Consider the following 22,491-nt stretch of genomic DNA (forward strand, 5'->3'; position numbering starts at 1 on the left):
AATGATAAAAACCAAACGTATATACGACCCGGTAGCCGATACAGACGGATATCGGGTTCTCGTTGACCGGCTATGGCCACGCGGATTGAAGAAGGAAACAGCCCATATAGACTTATGGGAAAAAGAGATTGCGCCAACCAACGAATTGCGTAAGTGGTTCGGACACGCCCCTGAGAAGTTCGAAGAGTTTGCTCGTCGTTACCAAGAAGAACTACAAGCAAACCCTCGTTTTGCCGATTTTGAGACGATGATAAGGCAAGAGAGCGAGCAAGGAGACGTGACATTACTTTACAGTGCACACGATGAAGCCCACAATAATGCCGTTGTTTTGCTCAACATATTAAGTATTTGAGCTTTTATTTCTGATTGTCTTACGTTTCCACTACCTTTGTAGAAGTTAACCGGCACTCGGCAATTAGGAAGTTAACTTCCATTGCACTCATTTGCATTAACTTTGTAAATATGAACGAAACCATTACACTCTGTGGCTTAGCAATAGGTTATCGACAAGGCAACAATGTAAAAGAGGTGGCCAACAACTTGACGGCCGCGTTGCAGGCAGGCGAATTGACTTGCTTGCTTGGAGCTAATGGTGTCGGCAAATCGACCCTTTTGCGCACATTAGCAGGCTTCCAACCACCGTTAAAGGGCAGTATAGACATTTGTGGAAAGCCGTTGTCAAGTCTTTCCGATGCGGAACTGTCTCGGTTGGTCAGCGTAGTTCTCACGCAAAAAATGACTATCCAAAACATCACGGCACGCGAGATGGTAGAGATGGGACGTGCTCCTTACACAGGATTCTGGGGCAGATTGCACTCCGAAGACCGCCAAGCCGTAGACGAAGCACTCACTCTTGTAGGCATGAAGCACATGAGTGACCGTATGATACAGACACTGAGCGACGGCGAAAGGCAAAAGATCATGATTGCAAAGGCGCTAGCTCAACAGACACCTATTGTATTTTTAGACGAACCGACAGCCTTTCTCGACTTTCCAAGCAAGGTAGACATGATGCAACTGCTGCGTCGATTGGCCGCGCAACACAATAAAACGATATTCCTATCTACACACGATTTAGAACTAGCTTTGCAATTATCCGACCGCTTATGGTTATTGGATAGCGAGCGAAAACTACATATCGGCACCTCCGAACAGTTGGCCGAAAACGGCACTTTAAGCCGATATGTTGGGAAAAACGGCATCGAATTCGATGCCGAGACATTAGCGATACATCTTCAAAAAGACATTAGCGCCTCTCCGCACGAATAATTTCTTCGACTTCTTCTATCGTTCTATCGAACGGACCTGAATGCTCTAGCTTCAAAGTACACATGGCAGCGGCGAACTTTCCGGCCTCTAAACAGTCCAAACCTTGCGACCGACAATACAGATAACCGGCCGAATAAGTATCTCCACAACCCGTCGCGTCGACCACCTCTTGAGGTTTATAGGCAGGAATCTCATAGAACTTGCCGTCTGAATAAATCAACGAACCATAGCTTCCAAGTGTAATGACTACCTCATCGACACCCATTTCGTGCAACTGGATAGCCACCGTACGTGGGTTCTTCGAGTTGGATATGACTGTCATCTCGTGCTCGTTGAGTTTCAATATATCTGTGCAAGCCAGTATTTCTTCCTTATCTTTCCAGTCAACAGCATGCACATTCTCACCCCGAACTTCCCTCAAATAGCCCTGAACATCAATAGATATACGTCCTTTTGTGGATAGATATTTCACCGTTTCAGGCGAGAAGTCGTCGTCGAGAAGCGAACCTAAATGAAAGATTTTAGCCTCGATATCGTACATTTCAGCCACTGTGAATGGGTCAGCTTTAGCCAATACGCGTTGCGTTCGGTTGTTAGAGTTAGCCCCATATTTGTTTTCAAAGTACACGGTATGCTTACTTGGATGGCAAACCACCTCAATTCCGGCCTGTCTCATCTTCTCAACCTCGTCCATAGAACCCTCCCCTACCTTCGTCAAGAGTTGAAAGTCCACCTTTCGGGGAAGCTGATTAATACCGTAAGCAAAATAAAATGCCGTTCCACCGGCCATCTTTACAGTCTGCTTAGGAGTGATTATCTTATCACGAGTAATATGGCCTACGCAGCAAATATCTTTCATTTAGTGAATTGTTAAGGCTACAAAGATAAACTAATTTGCAGGCTTTTCAAAATAAAAAGACATTTATCTTCCAGCCATTTCCACTTGCATAGCCATCGGGAACAGCACCTCATTCTCCACTGTAGTGTGCTCTTCGAGGTGTTCACGAAACTCTTTCAACCCTCTCATTGCCTCCCGATAATCGTCATCGGTGCCCTCAGGAGCCGTATAATCGTTTGTCAATTGCGCTATACGGTTATGTCTTTCGGTCTCATCGGCATGTTCGGCCATCATCACAGAGATAGGTCCTTGCACCGAACCGCAATGGAACATCGGTGCTTGTTGGCCGTTACGATAAGACTCATACATCTCCATACAGAAGGGGAACAGTACATTTTCCTCTTTCTGTAGGTGCATATCAAGGTCTTCAAGGCTGTTTCTGAAGTGGTCGACAACCTTCTGTAAGTCGGGAGCATCAGCCTTATGAGCCAGTGCCACACGCTGTAACTGTTCTAGGAGTTCCGGTCCTTGCTCGCGAATACCGCGATGGTGAATCTTCAATACATAGTCGATGAGCAGGTCGAGTGGCCACTGTTCAAAATCCAAAATAGTCTTCATATCAATCTTTTTACCTTAAAATTACTATTTATAAGTTTCGCATGAATGCTCAAATTTGGAGTTATCCGGAAGTTAAACGTCTTAAAAACGTTGGAGTAATAAAGGAGTTAATAAACAAACGTCTGTTAACTTCAAGCCTCAAAGAGGATTTTACTCCCACTAACTTCTATCCATACACAAGTTCGCAAAACTTAAATTACCTGTTATTCTTTATCTTCTTAATCAGCAGTATGCACTTTCTTGCGTTTCCCACTGAACTCCGTGAAGTCCACACGGATAATCTCTGTGCGGTGAAAACTCTTGTGAGCATACTTATCTCCAATCTCTTTGAAGTCGGGCGATAGTTTATCTATAAGTAGATGTAAGGCCCTCATGCGCTCCTCTTCGTCCAATCCCACGTGGGCAATACCCGTCAACACCACGCTCTCATACTCTGTTGTAAACTGTCCGGGCAACAGGTGTACACGCCCTACAAGACAAAACGACACCTTATTATGATTGTTGATGATACGTAATTTGCGACCTTCGGGCGCACAATGAATATAGATACTGTCGGCTCCATCCCATACATAGTTCACCGGAATACCGTAAGGTGTACTGTCGGCATCGGCCATTGACAACACACCGAACTCACTTGTACGCAGCAGTTCGATAGCTCTTTCCTTGTCCATGAGGCGGTCTTGTCGCCTGATAGTCTCGTTCACATATTTCATTATCACGTGGTTTTGAGGATTCTTCGGTAGCAAAAGTAGAAAGATTCAGACACTCCTAAAGGCACAAATGTTACCTTTTTAGAGTTAATGTTAGTTAAGATTATTAGGCCGATTAGCATGATAAGCCTAATAAGATTCCTATCTTTGTAGAAGAAAGGCTGCATTCGGCAATTTGAAAACAAGTTTTCATTGCTCCCATTTGCCTTTCTTTGGTAAAAAGTTACAATCAATATAACAAGCTATGAGCGATAAAGAATTGATGCGCAAGGCCATTGCCTTGTCGATAAATAGTGTAAAAAACGGTGGTGGACCCTTCGGTGCCGTCATCGCAAAAGATGGTGAAATCATTGCCGAAGCGTCCAATAGCGTCACCATTGACCACGATCCTACGGCGCATGCAGAGGTCAATGCCATCCGTCAAGCGACTGCCAAGCTGGGCACTTTCGACCTTACAGGCTGCGACATCTACACCAGTTGCGAACCATGTCCGATGTGCCTGGGAGCCATTTATTGGGCGCATATCGACCGAATCTTCTATGCCAACAACCGCAAAGACGCTGCCCGAATAGGCTTCGACGACGAGTTCATCTACCGCGAGATTTCTTTGGCACCACAATACCGCCAAAAAGCACTCATCAAACTGCTACCCGAAGAGGCTAGAGAAGCCTTCGAACTATGGCAACAGAGCGACAGCAAGACCGAGTATTAGCCGATTAGAGGATATTGAGCAGTTCACCGAACCGCTCAATCGTCCGCAGATTCTCATGTACAAAAGCCTCCATGTGCTCGTGTTGCCACGTCGCATGGAACGGTATATGCACCGCCTTGCCACCGATTTGGAGCACTGGAGCTATATCAGAGCGGAACGAATTGCCCACCATCACCAGTTCCTCGGTCTTCACACCTAGGTTTTCACAAAGCTGATGGTAGGCTTTCTCCGTCTTATCAGAGACGATAGCGACTTGGTCGAAATACGGTTCCAGCCCCGATCGGTGTAACTTCTTCTCTTGGTCTAGTAGCTCCCCTTTAGTGAATACAGCCATACGAAAACGCCCACAGGCTCGCAACCGAGCCAGCGTATCGGGCACCTCGGCCAACGGACGAGCATGAATATGCAGCAATTGGCGACCCAGTTGCAATATCTCGGCAATGATTTCGGCCTTTACTTGTCCCTCACTCACCTTCACGGCATTTTCTACCAACGACAGCATAAAGGCTTTCGCGCCATAGCCAAGGTCGTCCATATTGGCCGTTTCTACATCAAAGAGCGAAGCCGAAATAGCCTCTGCCCCACCATATTCGGCCAACAATTCACAATAACGACGCTCTACTTGGTCGAAATGCGACTGGCAATCCCACAGCGTATCGTCCGCATCGAAGGCGATAGCCCGTATGTTTTGTAATTTCTCCATGATTCAATTTCGTGCAAATATAACCAAAATCCGACATATAACATGATTCAAATAGCCACTTTCCATTCACCTTTTACATCGAAGTTCGGCATTCCCAAACAGAGCGGACTGGCTCCGTCGCTGCAAGGCACCATCGTCTTTACACCCGAATATCGAAATGCCGACTCGCTCAGAGGCATCGAAGAGTTTGACTATCTATGGCTCATTTGGGAGTTTTCGGCCAACCGTCAGCGTGCCAACAGTCCTGTTGTGCGACCTCCACTGCTCGGAGGAAACGTCAAGATGGGTGTGTTTGCCACGCGTAGTCCGTTCCGTCCGAATAACATCGGACTCTCCTGCGTACGTCTGTCACATGTGGAATGGAACACCACACAAGGCCCCGTAATTCATGTCGAAGGCGCTGACTTGATGGATGGAACACCTATTTACGACATCAAACCCTACGTAGTGTATGCCGACTGTCACCCCGATGCCCGCAGTGGATTCGTAGATCGGCAGCCCATCAAGCGACTCCGAGTAGAGAATATCGACCTATTAAAAGAGGTGTATAGCCCCGATGAACTGTCGGCCTTGCAAGCTTCGCTCGAACTCGACCCGCGTCCGCACTATCAAGAAGACCCCACCCGTATCTATGGCATGCCTTTCGGTGGCCGCGATGTACACTTCCGCGTAGCCGATGGAGTACTGACCGTGCTACCATAAATTATATGTGAGCACATATCTTAGCCTGCCTTGTCCCATAACTCATCCACTTATAGACTCACAAGCAAAAGAATTCATCCCACATCCAATACTCCCTCTCCTTGGGAAAGAGCCGGGGTGAGATTGCTGCAACCACTTCTCAGCATTACTGCCTAGCCCATGCAGCATTGCTGAAAAGCCCAAACAGCGATGCTGATACGCCCCTGCAATAACTTCTCCTCAACTCTATCCCAAAGAGAGGAAGATTGTATTGAGTTGACAAATAGACAAGTTTTGGGTGAGGAGTGATGAGTTAAGAGCAAGAAATTTAGAGTTTTAGATGAGCAACCTGCCTTTATGAATTCATAATGGCTTCTTTTCGACATGCAAATATAAAAATATTAAAATTCTATAGGAAACGACACAACGATAGATTCTTTTTCGTATATTTGCACCAAATAAATAATTAATACAATTACTATTATGATTTCAGAAACATTACAAGAAGCGCTAAACGGACAGATAGTAAACGAGATTTACTCTGCTAACTTATATCTTTCAATGTCGTTCTACATGGAGAAAGAGGGATTTGAGGGTTTTTCAACATGGATGAAAAAGCAATCGGCTGAAGAAATGGACCACGCTTACCAAATGGCTAACTACATTATCAAGCGTGGCGGAACAGCTACTGTAAACCAGATTGCTGCTGTTCGTCAGACATGGAACTCTCCTTTGGAGGCTTTCGAAGACGCTTATAAGCACGAATGCCATGTAAGCAAGTTCATCGATAACCTTTTGGATAAGGCTATTGCCGAAGGCGATAAGGCTACACAAGACTTCCTTTGGCAGTTTGTTCGCGAACAGGTGGAAGAGGAAGCTACTGCAAGTGGCATCGTAGACCGCATCAAGAAGATGGGCGAATCTGCTATCTTCGGTCTTGACCAACAGTACGGTGCACGCGTATAATTCACATACGATATACCAAGAGGGGCGATTTGATGAATTCATCAAATCGCCCCTCTCTCTTTTTACTATTTCGATGGCATCAACAAACCGAGTATCGCACCAAGCAAGGTCTGCATCGTTCCCTCGGAAACACTGCGCATAGGGAAGTCTACTTTCACTCCGATGTTGATGACTCCACGGCTGTTGTTGCTCTTCATGGGATACTCATGCCCCGTCACCGGACCCGATGTGTAGCGCATATTGCTGTTGGTATGTCCATAAAACTCCCAACGATAATCCCAACCCAGCGTGAGATTAACACTACTGACGAGTCGAATATCAACACCTATCTTCGGACTTAGACTGCCAATAGCGTGCTGAATATCGTATGTCATCACCCCGTCGCCATTCCAAGCTTGTGTAGCCGTGACCTTCTTCTCGCCCCTTTGGCGTGGCAGATTGAGAACATTGGTGTACAAATTAGCCCCTACATAAGGCTGAACAATCCATTTGGGAGCCAATGGATACCATTTGGCACCGACCTGAATACCTGCAACCCAGTTTTTCATGAGTCCGATACCGGTTGAAAGATTGGTGTACAAACCCTGCTGTTCCATATAGATACCGCCCGTAAGAGCCCAGTGGCGATGCAAATAATAATCTACCGAAAGCGCAAACGTATTTGCCTTATTAGCATCAAGACTGCTGGCATCGTAGTTACAATCCATACTTGCCTGCCCCATAGAGGCCTCAATGCCCCATTGGCGCACCTCTCCTTGGGCGCATACCTGCGTCTGCCAACCAGCAAACAAGAATAAAATCAACGTGAATAATGACTTCATAGTTATACTTACTGTTTATTTTGGACGCAAAGTTAATCTTTTTTCAACATCCAGACTTGCTTTTCTTTTAAATTATGATTAAATTTGCGATAATAGTAGTCGATCGTTTGAAAACACAGGTTTTTACTATATAAACTTCTTAATACCTATATATGATGAATACGATTCCTATTATTTTCTGGCTGGTACCGGCAGCTTCGGTCATCGCACTGGCTATGGCTTGGAAGTTTTTCTGCGATATGATGAAAGAAAACGAGGGCACTCCGCGCATGAAAGAGATTGCCGCGCATGTACGAAAAGGCGCCATGGCCTACCTGAAACAGCAATATCGCGTGGTCGGTATCGTCTTTGTGGTGTTGGCATTGGTATTTGCTTTCATGGCTTATGTGCTGAAAGTACAGAATCCGTGGGTTCCTTTTGCCTTCCTCACAGGTGGATTTTTCTCCGGATTATCGGGCTTTTTCGGCATGAAGACAGCCACCTATGCTTCTGCACGTACGGCCAATGCGGCTCGACAGGGACTGGATAGAGGCCTCAAGATAGCTTTCCGAAGTGGCGCTGTAATGGGATTGGTAGTCGTAGGATTAGGTTTGCTCGACATCACCTTGTGGTTTCTTATCCTCACAGCCATCTATTCGGGCAGTCATGCAGCCCTTATCACCATCACCACAACAATGCTGACGTTCGGTATGGGAGCCTCCACGCAAGCCTTATTTGCCCGTGTGGGCGGTGGCATCTACACCAAAGCGGCCGATGTGGGAGCCGATCTTGTGGGCAAAGTAGAGGCAGATATTCCCGAAGACGACCCACGAAATCCGGCCACTATAGCCGATAACGTGGGCGATAATGTAGGCGATGTGGCCGGCATGGGAGCCGACTTGTACGAAAGTTATTGCGGCTCCATTCTGTCGACTGCCGCTCTTGGCGCTACAGCCTTTGCTATGAACGGCGACATGCAACTACGTGCTGTCATCGCACCCATGGTGATTGCGGCCGTCGGAATATTCCTTTCGCTCCTTGGTATCTACTTGGTGCATACACGAGAGGGGGCTACCATGCGCGAATTATTGCATGCCTTAGGACGTGGAACCAACTCAGCTGCCGTCTTGATAGCCGTTGCTTCCTTCGGTATATTATACGGTTTGCAACTCGATAATTGGCTAGGTGTGTCGTTCTCTGTAGTAACAGGACTTGCAGCAGGCGTCATTATAGGGCAGGCTACGGAATATTACACCTCACAAAGTTACCGTCCCACACGCAGTATAGCGGCTGCCTCGCAGACCGGTGCAGCCACCGTCATCATCAAAGGCATCGGTACAGGCATGATATCTACCTGTATTCCTGTCGTTACCATAGCCATTGCCATCATGCTAAGCTACCTTTGTGCCAACGGATTCAACCTCTCAATGAGTGCCGAAAGTATTTCTCATGGACTTTATGGCATTGGCATCGCAGCCGTAGGTATGCTCTCTACACTCGGTATTACGCTGGCAACGGATGCTTACGGCCCCATTGCTGACAACGCAGGAGGTAATGCCGAAATGAGCGAATTGGGGCCTGAGATACGTAAACGCACCGATGCACTCGACGCATTGGGCAACACGACCGCTGCCACGGGTAAGGGATTTGCCATTGGGTCGGCCGCTCTTACCGCTCTGGCACTGCTTGCATCGTACGTAGAAGAGGTGAAGATAGCCATGTCCAGAGCCGTAGAGCATGGACAAACATTCGTCGATGCAACCGGAAAGGCGTTCAATCCATCGGCTGCCAACATGCCCGATTTCATGGAATTCTTCCAAGTCAACCTGATGAATCCACGTGTATTGGTGGGCGCCATGGTCGGTGCGATGGCGGCATTCCTATTCTGTGGACTCACCATGGGAGCTGTAGGACGAGCTGCCGGAGCTATGGTCGACGAGGTAAGACGCCAATTTCGCGAGATAAAAGGTATCCTTGAAGGGGTGTCAACACCCGACTATGAGCTGTGTGTAGAGATTTCTACACGCAGCGCCCAACGCGAAATGATACTCCCATCTGTGCTTGCCATCCTCATTCCTATCATCGTTGCGCTCGTCTTAGGAGTCTCCGGTGTACTCGGATTGCTGGTGGGTAGCTTGTCGGCAGGGTTCACCTTAGCCATCTTTATGGCCAATGCAGGCGGTTCATGGGACAATGCCAAGAAGCTGGTAGAGGAAGGTGAGTTCGGCGGAAAGGGCTCGCTATGTCACAAAGCCACCGTTGTGGGCGACACAGTGGGCGATCCTTTCAAGGATACATCGGGTCCCAGCCTCAACATTCTCATTAAGTTGATGTCGATGGTAAGCATCGTTATGGCCGGCATAGCGATTCTTTAAGAACAAATATCGGATGAGTCCGGCAGGTCAGACCATCCTGACAACTTACTAAAACAATAAGCCCGCGCTTCTCCAATCAACCGGAGAGCGCGGGCTTTCTTATTTTCTTAATACTCTAAGAAGTTTAGTAGTTGAGGGCTTCTATTTGGAAGAAGCTCTGTGGATGGTCACAACAAGGACATACAGCAGGTGCTTCCTTGCCGATAACGATGTGTCCACAGTTGCGACATAGCCATATACTGTCACCGTCGCGAGAGAATACGACCTTGTCTTCGATGTTCTTCAAGAGCTTGCGATAGCGCTCCTCGTGATGCTTCTCAATAGCAGCTACCTTCTTAAACTTAGCAGCTATCTCTGGGAAACCTTCTTCCATAGCTTCCTTAGCCATTGTAACATACATGTCGGTCCACTCATAATTCTCACCTGTAGCAGCGTCTGTGAGGTTCACAGTAGTTGTTGGGATGTCGCCACCGTGCAAGAACTTGAACCACAATTTAGCATGTTCGCGCTCGTTACGAGCAGTCTCTTCAAAGAGAGCAGCAATCTGCTCGTATCCCTCTTTCTTTGCTTTTGATGCATAATAGAGATACTTTGTATGAGCCTGACTTTCTCCGGCGAAAGCTGTCTGTAGGTTCTTCTCGGTCTTAGTACCCTCTAATTTGATGTCAGCAACAGCCTTAAACTTGCTTGCTGGAGCATGACATACGGGGCATTGTTCAGGAGCTTCAGTTCCTTCAACAACCAAACCACATACCGTACAGATAAATTTCTTCTTCATAATGTTTTTGTTTTTAATTTTTGTATTGATGTATTCCTTGTCGCAATACGCTTAGATGGCGCTGCAATCATATTTCCTTATCCGCTCGAAGATGTACTTTTCATATTACATCCTATACGCTATGAATATGTAAGCAAAGATAAATAATAATAGAATACGAGTCAAATTAAATTGTAATTATTTCAATTTAAGCATCCAATAGAGATTCTTTCTAAATAAGAAACAATAAACTCATCACTCCTAACTCGTCACTTCTCATTCCAAACTCGTTAACTTGTCTACTCGTAAACTTATCAACTGCCCCCTTTTAAACATTCTTTCGATAACTAACCACAGCCCAACTACCCCTCAACAGAGCAAAGATGGTGAGCGCCAAAAGTTGAGTAGTGATACCCGCAAAGCCTGCACCATGTACAAACACGGCTCTCATACCATCTATAAAATAATGTACGGGGATGACCGTAACCAACACTTGAGCCCAGTCGGGCATACTGCGAGTGGGCGTAAAGAGGCCGCTCAACAGAATCATACACACCAGTATAAACCACATCACGAGCATAGCTTGTTGCATGGTATCGCTATAGTTGGACACAATGAGCCCAATACTGCTGAATATAATAGCTAACAACACTGCCAAAAGATAGATAAACAATACATTACCGGCAGGCACTAAGCCATATAACAGCCACGATATGAGCAGACAAACGGTGAGTTCTAAGATGGCAATCAACCAAAAAGGAATGAGCTTAGCCAATATAAAGTCCATCTTACTAACAGGTGTTACGTTGATTTGTTCGATGGTTCCGGCTTCCTTTTCACCTACAATATTAAGCGCAGGAACAAATCCACAAATCATAATCATAATCATTGCCATGAGCGCCGGAATCATAAATACCTTGTAATCTTGATATAGATTGTAGAGATTCTGGGTCACAATACCGCCTTGAACATTCGATTTACCGGGATATACAGGCAGATTTTGCATCACGATATTGGCCATATACGAGGCACCAAGACTACCCTTCGTGCCATTCACAGCATTGGCTGCAATGAGCACTTGAGGGACTTTTCCATGCTCAATGTCGCGTGCATAGGAGCGCGGAATGTTTACTATCACGTCGGCATGCCCCTTTTCTACATCCCGTAATGCTTCATCGTACGACGCAGATATACCTCTAAATGTGAAATAATTAGAAGCTTCCACACGATGGATAAGCCGTGCTGAAAGTTGCGAGTGGTCGTTATCGACGATACGGACAGCCACATCGCGCACCTCCATATTGGCAACCCATGGTATCACACACATGATAATGATGGGAAACATCACGATAAGTCGCGGCAGAAACAATCACCTTATCTTGATAAGAAAGAGCTGCCGGACGCTCCAACGTGAGCTTCTTCTGCAAATATTTTAAGCGGCTGACGGGGCAAACACCGCATGATTATCGCATAACACAATAACTTATCAACTCAAAAACTCATGAACTAACAAACTCAACCAATAACTTATAAACTCAAGAACTCACCAACTAAAACCTAAACTCGTCTACTTGTCAACTCAAAACCATCTCCCTCCCCTTTTGGGGAACCATCGGTCATCGACCGAATAGTCGCTGTCGGCTCAGCCGGTGCGACGGTAAACGAGGGAGGTAATGGCGTGGGTGGGGCTGTAGAGGAGCGGAGAGAGGTTGCTGCAGCGGCTTCTCAGCACTTCTGCCAAGCCCATTCAGCATTGCTGCAAAGCCGAAACAGCGATATTGCCTAGCCCCTGCAGTGAACTGAGGTTGCTAATTTACGAGTCTATTGGTTGATGTATTGAGAATGAAAAAAGATGTCTTGCTTTCTCATATCATCATATTACGATTGAACCACTGTGCAAATACAGGGTCGGTAAGGGTTATAATGTGATTCTCAGACGTAATAATATCACGTTCTAAGAGAGCTTTTTTCAGCCTTCCTATGTTTGAATAACTGCCTAGCCTATAAGTTTCGCGTGTCTCTGCCAATCCAAAATCGGAATGTTCACCACTTACAATGGCTCGAATAAAGTTGGTTTGATATTCCGTCAATGGTTCTACCATCTGCATAAACAGAATCTCATTAACATTCAGCAAGTCGGTTTCGGCTTGTCGGACTTTCTCATCTGTCACACATTCGCCTTCATTCGTTTGTGTATAGAGTATCCATGAGAGTTGCTGGACATAAGAAGAATAGTTATCAACAAAACGACAAATCTCTTCAGCTTGTTCACGAAGAATCGTCCGATTACCATCAGCAAAATGACTAACGATATATTCTACCCACTCTTCCGTAGGTATTTTTTCCAGCACAATAAGGTCACCGAATTGATAGAAAGGCATACTACGATTGAGGAAAATATTGCTCATCAAATGTTGTTTGCTTCCAAAAAGACAGTATGAGACATGCTCTTGATGTTGCCACACGGCACGTAAACGAGCTTGAATCTGCTTACTACCTTCCATCTCGCCTATTTGCTGGAACTCATCTATACATACAACTATTCGTTTTCCTTTTTTGATAGCAATCTTTTCTGCCAAAGATAAGACTTCTTCGGGGGTGTGCGTCTTAGGAGATATACCCAAAGAAACACTGAATTCTGAATTGGGATCAGGAGAAATAGAGATTTTTGGAGCCAATCGGAAGATAAACTCTCTAGCCTCATCAAGCCAAAGTTCTTGACGGGAGGCCGTCTGCTTCAGCACCTCCGTCGCTAGTTTGTTGTAGAATTCATATTCTGTCTTGCAACTGAATATATCAAGAAACACCATGATAACCTCATTGGAGTCTAGCAATCTACTGACATGCTTCACCAAAGAGGTTTTACCTAAACGCCGAGCAGACATCAAAATAACATTAATACCTGTTTGAAACGCAGTTAATAATCTCTTTATTTCGCGCTCACGACCTGTAAAATTATAGTCACTCACAGCCGTTCCAAAAACAAAATTTCTCCTCATACAATCATGTATATATTGGTTACAGTACGCCAAAGATAGTAAAAAAAAGGTATCAAACAAAACAAAGTAACACAAAGTTGTGTGACACAAGGTTGTGTGACCACGATAGATTGCGATGCAACCAACGTCTTCTTCTGTTTAAAAACGCTGAATGATGGTGGTTTACAATATTTTCTTTATCTTTGCAGTGTTCTTATAAGATAAATAAATTAAGTGATTATATCGGTATGATGATCGAAAACGAAATAAGCAGTTCGGTGCTCGCGGCAGTGAAAGAACTGTACGGACAAGATGTTCCGGAAAAGATGGTACAACTCCAAAAGACCAGAAGCGACTTTGAGGGTAGTCTCACACTCGTGGTATTCCCATTCTTGAAGACTTCTCGCAAGAGTCCCGAAGCCACGGCAGAGGAAATAGGTGCCTATCTACAGGAGCATTGCAAAGCAGTGGCTAAGTACAATGTAGTAAAGGGATTCCTGAACCTCAGCATCGCATCGGCAGCTTGGGTAGATCTGCTCAACGACATTCATGCCAACGAGAAATACGGCGAGAAGCCCGTCACAGAGTCTTCGCCGCTAGTAATGATAGAATATTCATCGCCCAACACCAATAAACCGCTGCATTTGGGACACGTGCGTAACAACCTCTTGGGATGGTCATTGGCTCAAATTATGGAAGCTAATGGCAATCGAGTTGTCAAGACCAACATCGTCAACGACCGTGGTATCCACATCTGTAAGAGCATGCTGGCTTGGCAGAAGTGGGGCGAAGGCGTGACACCGGAGACGAGCGGAAAGAAGGGCGACCACTTGATAGGCGACTTCTACGTGCTGTTCGATAAGCATTACAAGGCAGAATGCAAGGAATTAGAGGCTCAATTCAAAGCTCAAGGCATGACCGATAAAGACGCGGAAGACAAAGCGGCGGCCGAAGCTCCGCTCATTAAGGAGGCTCATGAGATGCTTGTGAAGTGGGAACAAGGTGATACGGAGGTACGTGCGCTATGGCAAAAGATGAACAACTGGGTATACGCCGGCTTCGACGAGACTTATAAGGCTATGGGTGTAGGCTTCGATAAAATCTATTATGAATCGGATACCTACCTCGTAGGAAAGAAAAAGGTAGAAGAAGGATTGGAGAAAGGACTCTTCTTCCGCAAAGATGACAATAGCGTATGGGCCGATCTTACCGGTGACGGACTCGATCAAAAGCTCCTACTACGTTCGGATGGCACATCGGTCTACATGACACAGGATATCGGAACAGCTCAGATGCGCTTCAGCGATTTCCCTATCGACAAGATGATTTACGTAGTAGGAAATGAGCAAAACTATCACTTCCAGGTGCTCTCATTGCTGCTCGACCGCCTCGGATTCAAATGGGGAAAGGAGTTAGTACACTTCTCTTACGGCATGGTAGAGCTGCCTAACGGTAAGATGAAGAGCCGCGAAGGAACGGTAGTTGATGCCGATGAACTGATAGCAGCAATGGTAGACGACGCCAGAAAGACCAGTGACGAACTGGGTAAGTTTAAAGACATGAGCGAGGAAGAGCGTAACGAGATTGCTCGCGTGGTGGGCTTGGGTGCGTTGAAATATTTCATCTTGAAGGTAGATGCACGCAAAAACATGCTCTTCAACCCAGCAGAGAGTATCGATTTCAACGGAAATACCGGTCCGTTTATCCAATATACATACGCTCGTATCCGCAGTATCCTGCGCAAAGCAGCAGCTGAAGGCATCGCATTGCCAACCGCATTGACCGACAATGCACCCCTCAACGAAAAGGAGACAGAACTCATTCAGAAGCTGAGCGATTTCTCTGTAGCCGTGGCACAAGCTGGAATGGATTACAGTCCGAGCGGTATTGCCAACTATTGTTACGAGTTGACCAAGCTGTTCAATCAATTCTACCACGACTACAGCATCTTGAATGCAGAGCGCGAGGACGAGAAAATCACTCGTTTGATATTGGCTGCAAACGTTGCCAAAGTCATTAAGAACGGCATGGCATTGCTAGGTATCGAGGTTCCGGAGAGGATGTAAAGACCTCTTCTCAGTCAAAACACCTCACCAATAGCCCCACTCCAACCCTCCCCAAAAGGGGAGGGAAAATCTCTAATACATCATGTATATCTACGAAACAGCTGAAAGTAGCGAATACGAGCTTCTGAAAAAGTTTGCAGAAGAGAACAGACTCTGCGCAACGGAGGCTGAGCGTATCCTGTGGACTGCATTAAGAGGGAAACAACTGGATACATATAAGTTTCGTAGACAGCATATCATTGGTGAATACATTGCAGACTTCGTATGTTTACACGATAAGCTTGTGATAGAAGTTGATGGTGTTTATCATGAAAGAGGGCTTCAACCGATGCACGACCGAGAACGTACCGAGTTCTTAAACAGCAAAGGATTCAAAGTTATTCGATTCAAAAACGAAGATATTATTGCTAATATAAATGGTGTCATTAATTCAATAAGAACTGAACTAACGCTATTAAAGAACAACAAAATGCAAACATCCATCTCCGCTCCGGTTCTTTCCAAAGAGGCAACAATAGCAAACCCGCTGCAGAATAATACTCCCTCCCCCTTTGGGGAGGGCCGGGGTGGGGCTGCCATTGCCGTAGACGCAGCTTGTTCAGGCAACCCCGGACCGATGGAGTATCAAGGGATTGACCTACAGACAGGGACACAGATATTCCACTTCGGGCCCGTTCATGGCACGAATAACATCGGGGAATTCCTCGCCATCGTGCATGCGCTGGCCTTGCTAGACAAAAAAGGAATCACAGGATATACCATCTATAGCGACAGTTACAACGCTATATTATGGGTGAAAAAGAAACAATGTAAAACCAAACTGGAGCGCAATGCACAGACCGAACCGTTGTTTCAAATCATTGCGCGTGCCGAACTATGGTTACGTACTCATCGCGTAACCACCCCCGTAGTGAAGTGGGAAACGAAGCAATGGGGCGAGATACCTGCCGATTTTGGTAGGAAATAATCTCTTACCTTTTAATAATTACTCCCTAACTACCATTCACCAACTTCACTTTTAAGTGTCTATACAGCCATAACATGGCCGGTATAAGGAAAACATTTGCAGCTATCCAAGCCACCGGATCACCAAAACATACACCCACAAAATGGTATGCCGGCACTATCCAAAGGCTCACTCCACAACGCGCTATCATCTCCATCACACCACTCAACATTGACAAATTGGAGTATCCCAAGCCTTGGATGGAGTAACGAAGCACACACAATAACCCCAAAGCCGGATAAAAATAATTGGCAATACGCATGAAGAGCGCTGCATTTTCAATCACCGCCCGCTGATTACCATCGACAAACAGCAGCATCATATAATCGGCAAAGGGATATATTATAATAAAGGTGAACAGACAATAGACCAACATTATCTTTGTAACCGCAACTATACCGCGTCGCACACGCACCAGTTGGCGTGCCCCAATGTTCTGTCCGCAATAGGTAGCCATAGCTACTCCGATGTTGTCAAACACACAAGTGAACAGGTATTTGATACGCATTGACGCTGTGAAGGCAGCCACATAGGCGGTTCCAAGGGCATTGTTGGCACTCTGAAGCATGATGATACCGATGCCGGTGATGGAGAACTGCAAGCCCATAGGGACACCGCTGTTCAGCAAATGACCTACCATAGAATCATGATAAGCTCTTTCTGCCCCCTGAGGTATCAATATTCGCATGCTTCGACGAATGTACCAAGCACACAATAGCGCTGAAAATCCTTGTGAAAGGAGGGTTGCGATACCTGCACCTTCTACTCCCATACCCAATATAAGTATCAATATCACGTCGAGAACTACGTTCAATACCGATGAAACAATAAGGAAATAAAAAGGTTGACGAGAATTCCCCAGCGCCCGAATGAAACCAGAAAGTAGGTTGTAAGCCATTGTAAAAGGGATGGCAAGAAACTGTAACATCAAGAATACATAGGCTTCATGGAAGATGTCGGAAGGCGTATTGACGAGCCCAAGGATACGATGACACAAGATGCAAGAGGTTCCGGTGATCACTACAGAGAGCACAATGGCGATACGAATAGAATTGGCTACATACGCTCGCATCTTACTATAATCCTTTGCACCAAACGTTTGGGCCACAGGAATTGCAAAACCTGCACACGTTCCATTGCAAAAACCCATAATCAAAAACATGATAGATGTAGACGCGCCGATAGCTGCCAAAGCCCCAACTCCAACCCAACGACCCACTATCGCAGCGTCGATAACGAGGTATAACTGCTGCAATATGTAGCCTAAAATCAGTGGAATAGAAAACTTGAGGATACCTCTTGCAGGCGATCCTACCGTCATATCAGTCACATTACTCATCTTCTTCAATCTTTTCCATGCAAAAGTATCACTTTTTATCGAACTATATAAGCTTTTACCGATGAGAATATGAGAAGTCTCTTAAATACAAAATAAGCTGCCACTATCCCCATCCAACCATCAAAAACACAAAGAATCCTAACACGTAAAGATTTATTTTGAAGTATGCAATATTTAATTTACCTTTGCATAAGATAGGCTACATATCAGCAATATAATGATTTAAACTAATACACTATGGACTCTTTAAAGAAAGAATTCGCATCAAAATTACTCAAAGTTAAAGCTATCAAACTTCAACCTAACAATCCTTTCACTTGGGCATCAGGCTGGAGCTCTCCCTTTTATTGTGATAACCGCAAGACACTATCATATCCAGAGTTGCGCAACTACATCAAACTGGAATTAGTACACGCCATACTCGAAGCCTTTCCTGAGGTCGAAGCCATCGCAGGAGTGGCTACCGGAGCAATTGCTCAAGGCGCATTGGTGGCCGACGAACTACATCTTCCGTTCGTATATGTACGTTCTAAACCAAAGGATCATGGCTTGGAGAACTTGATAGAGGGCGAATTAAGACCCGGTTCAAAAGTTGTAGTAGTAGAGGATCTCGTCTCTACAGGCAGCAGTAGTCTTAAAGCTGTCGAGGCAATACGTCGCGATGGATGCAACGTTATCGGCATGGTAGCAGCTTACACCTACGGATTCCCCGAAGCCGAAGAGGCTTTCAACAAGGCCAACGTGCAGCTTGTCACCCTCACGGATTACGAACATGTGGTGGCCGAAGCGCTCGAAACGGAGTACATAGTAGAAAGCGATGTAGAGTTATTACATGAATGGCGCAAGGATCCGGCGCATTGGCACAAGTAAAATAACACCCCATATAACATGAGTACATTTGAAAGTAGCATCCGCGAGATAGCTTACTCGCAGCAAGCTGTCTACGATATGCTGAGCGACTTGAGCAATATCGAAAAGGTCAAAGGGCGCATCCCAGAGGATAAACTCAACGATCTTTCGTTCGATCAAGACTCTATTGCCATCAGCAGTCCGATGGGTGCGGTGAAGTTACACATCATTGATCGCGAGCCACCTAAGACCATCAAGTTTGAAACAGAGCAGAGTCCGCTCCCTTTCAACTTCTGGATACAACTCTTACCGGTGACAGATACGTCGTGCAAAATGAAGCTTACCATCAAGGCAGAGCTCAATCCTTTCATCAAAGGAATGGTTCAGAAGCCCCTCCAAGAGGGTATTGAGAATATAGCCGACGCCCTACAGATGATACAATATTAATCTCTTTGCGGAGGAATATATCAAGAAAATGCTCATCCTCTTGTAGAGACGGAAAGTTTTCCGTCTCATAAGAAGAGAGCATTTATTACTATCCAACGCATTCAAATGAGGCGGAGTACGCTCCGTCTCTACATGCACAACAAAGAATTTTGGCACTTCTTTAGTGACTGTTTTGCCTATCAAGCAATGAAAGATAGGCGCAGAGAGACGACAAGAGACTTTTATAACAATAAGAAAATAACGAGGGTGGAACAAAAGGGAAACATATTTTGTCCCACACTTTTGATGGAGCGATGACTTATGGCGAACAAACTTTGGGAGAAAGACTTTGAAGTAAACAAGGAGATAGAGCGTTTCACTGTCGGTCGCGACCGCGAGATGGATCTCTATTTAGCCAAATACGACGTACTCGGTTCGATGGCTCACATCACCATGTTGGAATCTATCGGACTGCTAGGTAGCGACGAACTCCCCCTACTACTGGCCGAATTGCGAAACATCTACGACACTTGCGAGTGTGGAGAGTTCTGTATTGAAGACGGTGTAGAGGATGTTCACTCCCAAGTAGAGCTACTTTTGACGCGCAAGCTCGGCGATATGGGCAAGAAGATACACAGCGGTCGCAGCCGAAACGACCAAGTTTTGATCGACCTGAAACTATTCACACGTCAACAACTCAAAGATATTGTCGAAGACGTCAAAGTGCTTTTCGACGAACTTATCGAAAAAAGCAACCGTTACCGCGACGTTTTGATGCCGGGTTATACGCATTTGCAGATAGCCATGCCGAGCAGTTTCGGACTTTGGTTTGGCGCTTATGCCGAGAGTTTAGCCGACGACATGCTCTTCCTTCAGGCCGCTTGGCGCATGACCAATCGCAATCCGCTGGGCTCGGCAGCAGGCTATGGTTCTTCATTCCCATTGAATCGCACGATGACAACCCGCCTGTTGGGCTTCGACTCTATGGACTACAACGTGGTATATGCGCAGATGGGGCGTGGCAAGACAGAGCGAAATGTGGCTTTCGCCATGGCTACCGTGGCCGGCACATTAGCCAAAATGGCTTTCGACGCTTGCTTGTTCAACAGCCAAAACTTCTCGTTTGTGAAGTTACCCAAAGAATGTACCACCGGTTCAAGCATCATGCCGCATAAGAAAAACCCCGATGTCTTCGAGCTGATACGTGCCAAAAGCAATAAGCTACAGACTCTTCCGCAGCAGGTTATGCTCATCATGAACAACCTGCCCGTAGGTTATTTCCGCGATTTACAAATCATCAAAGAAGTCTTTCTGCCCGCTTTCGACGAACTCAAAGACTGCCTCCGGATGACAGCTTACATCATCAACAAGATGGAAGTGAACGAGCATATCCTCGACAATTCCATGTACGACCCCATGTTCTCGGTCGAAGAAGTGAACCGATTGGCCGCCGAGGGCTTGCCATTCCGCGATGCTTACAAGAAAGTGGGACTGGAAATCGAAGCCGGAACATTCAAGGCCGACAAGGATATACACCATACTCACGAGGGCAGTATCGGCAATTTGTGCAATGACAATATCCGGTCGCTGATGGAACAGACCATCAGTGAGTTCCATTTTGAACAAATGGAACAAGCCGAGAAAGCCTTGCTCGCAACGGGCCAAAGCAACGATAAGCAGTAATCCGTCAGTAAATAAACTTTTGACAGCTATCTTCCGGCAACTTCCAATAACTCTTAAAGGCCTATGAAAAAATTCCGCTTAACCGGTCTGCTAGCCATAATGCTATTGTTTACGACGGCTTGTAACACCAACCACGAGTACAGTAGATACCCTTGTTATGTTGCCATTGACAACAGCGTGCACCAAGATCCCGTGCTCGCACAGGCCATGACACCCTACGCCGGAGTCTTCGTAACCCTCACCGTCACCTCTCATGGTGGCGCACAATATTTCCGTTTTGTCAGCAATCAAAACACTTTCCACGAATCAATCTTCAACGCTATCGACTCACGCCGCTCGTTCCAATTGGGCATGAATGGAGCTTTGATAGTAGGATTCGGCAACTCTACCGACGCTACCTTTTATGCCTACGACCGCGAATGTCCCAATTGTTTCAACCCGGATGCCATTCCCGTGCGTAGCAAACCGCTCGCAGTTGCCTCCAATGGCATTGCCACCTGCCCTGTATGCCATCGCTCTTACGATTTAAACAATGGCGGTTTTATTGTCAGTGGTGACTCCGGCGACAAGCTCATACGTTATCCTGCATCCTCAACAGGAGCTCTCGGCGTACTGTCAGTAAGATAAACCGTATTTCAAACCATCCCTATAATAAAAATGGGTACCCAATTTCTTGGATACCCATCACAGATTTGATCTAAACAGTATATAAGACTTCCGCTATTGCGAAAGTGAAATTACTTCATCTTTATTTGTTCTTTAACTTATCGGCAAATGTCGATTTACTCCCAATAACTCCTTGAATCAAAACCTCTGCGTATGCATGAAGCCTATCAACATAGGTCAGTTAACTTCCGATAACTCCCTAGCCGAAGGCTTTAACTCCCAACAACTCCTAAATAAGTCCCTACTTCAACCCCCTGTTTTCAAGCGTCGTATTGAGCAATAACACGTATTTAGCGAGTTGTTCCTTGTTCAACACATAGCGCATATTGCGTATATCGTTGGCCACGGCACGCTCTACCATCTCACGTTTATCATCCTTTGCTGCCACAGCGGCATTGTTCATCTCAATGGTAAAGGTGTTGTGTACATCCTCAGCTATCGAACGTTGGTCAGACGAGAGACGTAAAGTCTCGGCCAATTTGCGGAAATTAAAGTTAGTATTATATACCCTTGATACTTCTACAGCATTCGATTTTTCCTCGCCTGCAAATGCTGTCGTCATACCTAAAAGTGCCACAAGAGCTATCATTATCCTTTTCATCATCTTTCTACCTTTCTATATTCAGAGACTCCCCTATCCTGTTTGGAGCCTTACTTTTCGCTGTTATCCTATTATAAATACGGTGTAAAGATAGCAACATTCCTCCCATCCCACAACACTTTTACCCACCTGTTTACGCAAACACCTACATTTTTTGACCTACATCAACATAGAAGGTCGGCAAAAGTCTTTATATAATGGTGTGAGATAGAAGATTTTTCGTCTCTACTTCTCTTTGTCATGACAATAAGCCACAGCGTGGCTATCTCATATATTAGCAGCCCTCGCAGCCCAATAGCAACTGTTTGATGATATAATTGAATTCGTAGGGACGCGACATGTCGCGTCCGCAGATATGTATATGCTACAATGCTGGAATAAAGAAGGTTGTGTATTCCCTCTCGGATGCGGCATGCCACATCCCTACAAAAGCCCCACCCCGCCCCAG

At 45.8% G+C, this 22,491-nt stretch carries 22 protein-coding genes; 12 read left to right on the plus strand and 10 right to left on the minus strand.

Features of this window, described 5'->3' with window-relative positions; genetic code table 11:
* Positions 1-4: 4 nt before the first annotated feature.
* The gene (locus AC1EK4_RS04995; protein WP_369793919.1) at positions 5-352 is read left to right on the plus strand and encodes a DUF488 domain-containing protein; all 348 of its coding nucleotides are present in this window, start codon (positions 5-7) and stop codon (positions 350-352) included.
* Between the two features lie 110 nt (positions 353-462).
* The gene (locus AC1EK4_RS05000) at positions 463-1,269 is read left to right on the plus strand and encodes an ABC transporter ATP-binding protein (protein ID WP_036896760.1); all 807 of its coding nucleotides are present in this window, start codon (positions 463-465) and stop codon (positions 1,267-1,269) included.
* Here AC1EK4_RS05000 and AC1EK4_RS05005 read toward each other — a convergent pair.
* The 3 genes from AC1EK4_RS05005 to AC1EK4_RS05015 all read right to left on the minus strand — a co-directional run bounded on the left by AC1EK4_RS05005 (position 1,247) and on the right by AC1EK4_RS05015 (position 3,438).
* On the minus strand, positions 1,247-2,128 hold the full coding sequence (locus AC1EK4_RS05005) for a PfkB family carbohydrate kinase (protein WP_036896758.1): 882 nt from the start codon (positions 2,126-2,128) through the stop codon (positions 1,247-1,249). The genes AC1EK4_RS05000 and AC1EK4_RS05005 overlap by 23 nt on opposite strands.
* A gap of 63 nt (positions 2,129-2,191) precedes the next feature.
* A complete protein-coding gene (locus AC1EK4_RS05010; protein ID WP_036896757.1) occupies positions 2,192-2,725 on the minus strand; it encodes a hemerythrin domain-containing protein in 534 nt (177 codons plus the stop codon).
* A 218-nt stretch (positions 2,726-2,943) separates the two neighbouring features.
* Entirely contained in the window at positions 2,944-3,438 is a 495-nt protein-coding gene (locus AC1EK4_RS05015) for a pyridoxamine 5'-phosphate oxidase family protein (RefSeq protein ID WP_036896756.1), read from the minus strand.
* Between the two features lie 241 nt (positions 3,439-3,679).
* Here AC1EK4_RS05015 and AC1EK4_RS05020 point away from each other — a divergent pair, with 241 nt between their 5' ends.
* Positions 3,680-4,147, plus strand: coding sequence for a nucleoside deaminase (locus tag AC1EK4_RS05020; protein WP_036896754.1), 468 nt, complete (start codon positions 3,680-3,682; stop codon positions 4,145-4,147).
* Positions 4,148-4,151: 4 nt separating this feature from the next.
* Here AC1EK4_RS05020 and AC1EK4_RS05025 read toward each other — a convergent pair whose 3' ends face one another.
* The gene (locus AC1EK4_RS05025; protein ID WP_036896751.1) at positions 4,152-4,850 is read right to left on the minus strand and encodes an HAD family hydrolase; all 699 of its coding nucleotides are present in this window, start codon (positions 4,848-4,850) and stop codon (positions 4,152-4,154) included.
* A 42-nt stretch (positions 4,851-4,892) separates the two neighbouring features.
* On the opposite strand from AC1EK4_RS05025, the gene tsaA reads away from it, so the two are divergent.
* Both tsaA and AC1EK4_RS05035 read left to right on the plus strand, forming a co-directional pair.
* A complete protein-coding gene (gene tsaA, locus AC1EK4_RS05030) occupies positions 4,893-5,552 on the plus strand; it encodes a tRNA (N6-threonylcarbamoyladenosine(37)-N6)-methyltransferase TrmO (protein ID WP_036896750.1) in 660 nt (219 codons plus the stop codon).
* Positions 5,553-6,014: 462 nt separating this feature from the next.
* Positions 6,015-6,497, plus strand: coding sequence for a ferritin (locus AC1EK4_RS05035; RefSeq protein WP_036896749.1), 483 nt, complete (start codon positions 6,015-6,017; stop codon positions 6,495-6,497).
* Between the two features lie 65 nt (positions 6,498-6,562).
* Here the strand turns inward: AC1EK4_RS05035 and AC1EK4_RS05040 are convergent, their stop codons facing one another.
* Positions 6,563-7,318, minus strand: coding sequence for an outer membrane beta-barrel protein (locus AC1EK4_RS05040; RefSeq protein WP_052052809.1), 756 nt, complete (start codon positions 7,316-7,318; stop codon positions 6,563-6,565).
* A 155-nt stretch (positions 7,319-7,473) separates the two neighbouring features.
* Between AC1EK4_RS05040 and AC1EK4_RS05045 the strand changes: the two genes are divergently transcribed.
* The gene (locus AC1EK4_RS05045) at positions 7,474-9,672 is read left to right on the plus strand and encodes a sodium-translocating pyrophosphatase (RefSeq protein WP_480357283.1); all 2,199 of its coding nucleotides are present in this window, start codon (positions 7,474-7,476) and stop codon (positions 9,670-9,672) included.
* 124 nt (positions 9,673-9,796) lie between these two features.
* On the opposite strand, the gene rbr is transcribed toward AC1EK4_RS05045, so the two are convergent.
* From rbr to AC1EK4_RS05060, 3 genes are all read right to left on the minus strand, one after another.
* A complete protein-coding gene (gene rbr / locus AC1EK4_RS05050; protein ID WP_480357259.1) occupies positions 9,797-10,450 on the minus strand; it encodes a rubrerythrin in 654 nt (217 codons plus the stop codon).
* Positions 10,451-10,757: 307 nt separating this feature from the next.
* Positions 10,758-11,774 carry an ABC transporter permease gene (locus tag AC1EK4_RS05055; RefSeq protein WP_480357285.1) on the minus strand — a complete coding sequence of 339 codons (1,017 nt, stop codon included), beginning with the start codon at positions 11,772-11,774 and terminating at the stop codon, positions 10,758-10,760.
* 520 nt (positions 11,775-12,294) lie between these two features.
* The gene (locus tag AC1EK4_RS05060; protein ID WP_480357261.1) at positions 12,295-13,428 is read right to left on the minus strand and encodes an AAA family ATPase; all 1,134 of its coding nucleotides are present in this window, start codon (positions 13,426-13,428) and stop codon (positions 12,295-12,297) included.
* A 227-nt stretch (positions 13,429-13,655) separates the two neighbouring features.
* Between AC1EK4_RS05060 and argS the strand changes: the two genes are divergently transcribed.
* Together argS and AC1EK4_RS05070 are read left to right on the plus strand one after the other, a co-directional pair.
* Entirely contained in the window at positions 13,656-15,473 is a 1,818-nt protein-coding gene (gene argS, locus AC1EK4_RS05065) for an arginine--tRNA ligase (protein WP_036900483.1), read from the plus strand.
* Positions 15,474-15,555: 82 nt separating this feature from the next.
* Positions 15,556-16,440 carry a DUF559 domain-containing protein gene (locus AC1EK4_RS05070; protein ID WP_480357265.1) on the plus strand — a complete coding sequence of 295 codons (885 nt, stop codon included), beginning with the start codon at positions 15,556-15,558 and terminating at the stop codon, positions 16,438-16,440.
* 25 nt (positions 16,441-16,465) lie between these two features.
* Here AC1EK4_RS05070 and AC1EK4_RS05075 read toward each other — a convergent pair whose 3' ends face one another.
* Positions 16,466-17,818 (minus strand): MATE family efflux transporter, encoded by a 1,353-nt coding sequence (locus tag AC1EK4_RS05075; protein ID WP_036900471.1) that lies wholly within the window; start codon positions 17,816-17,818, stop codon positions 16,466-16,468.
* A 237-nt stretch (positions 17,819-18,055) separates the two neighbouring features.
* On the opposite strand from AC1EK4_RS05075, the gene pyrE reads away from it, so the two are divergent.
* From pyrE to AC1EK4_RS05095, 4 genes are all read left to right on the plus strand, one after another.
* Positions 18,056-18,688: an orotate phosphoribosyltransferase gene (gene pyrE / locus AC1EK4_RS05080; RefSeq protein ID WP_480357268.1), complete on the plus strand. Its 633-nt coding sequence runs from the start codon at positions 18,056-18,058 to the stop codon at positions 18,686-18,688.
* A gap of 18 nt (positions 18,689-18,706) precedes the next feature.
* Positions 18,707-19,114: an SRPBCC family protein gene (locus AC1EK4_RS05085; protein ID WP_480357269.1), complete on the plus strand. Its 408-nt coding sequence runs from the start codon at positions 18,707-18,709 to the stop codon at positions 19,112-19,114.
* Positions 19,115-19,414: 300 nt separating this feature from the next.
* Positions 19,415-20,776, plus strand: a complete 1,362-nt coding sequence (gene argH, locus AC1EK4_RS05090; protein ID WP_480357271.1) for an argininosuccinate lyase — start codon at positions 19,415-19,417, stop codon at positions 20,774-20,776.
* Between the two features lie 63 nt (positions 20,777-20,839).
* Positions 20,840-21,403, plus strand: coding sequence for a hypothetical protein (locus tag AC1EK4_RS05095; RefSeq protein WP_480357272.1), 564 nt, complete (start codon positions 20,840-20,842; stop codon positions 21,401-21,403).
* 280 nt (positions 21,404-21,683) lie between these two features.
* On the opposite strand, the gene AC1EK4_RS05100 is transcribed toward AC1EK4_RS05095, so the two are convergent.
* The gene (locus AC1EK4_RS05100; protein WP_480357274.1) at positions 21,684-22,046 is read right to left on the minus strand and encodes a hypothetical protein; all 363 of its coding nucleotides are present in this window, start codon (positions 22,044-22,046) and stop codon (positions 21,684-21,686) included.
* Between the last annotated feature and the right edge of the window lie 445 nt (positions 22,047-22,491).

The organism is Prevotella sp. C0026C3, from assembly GCF_056590795.1.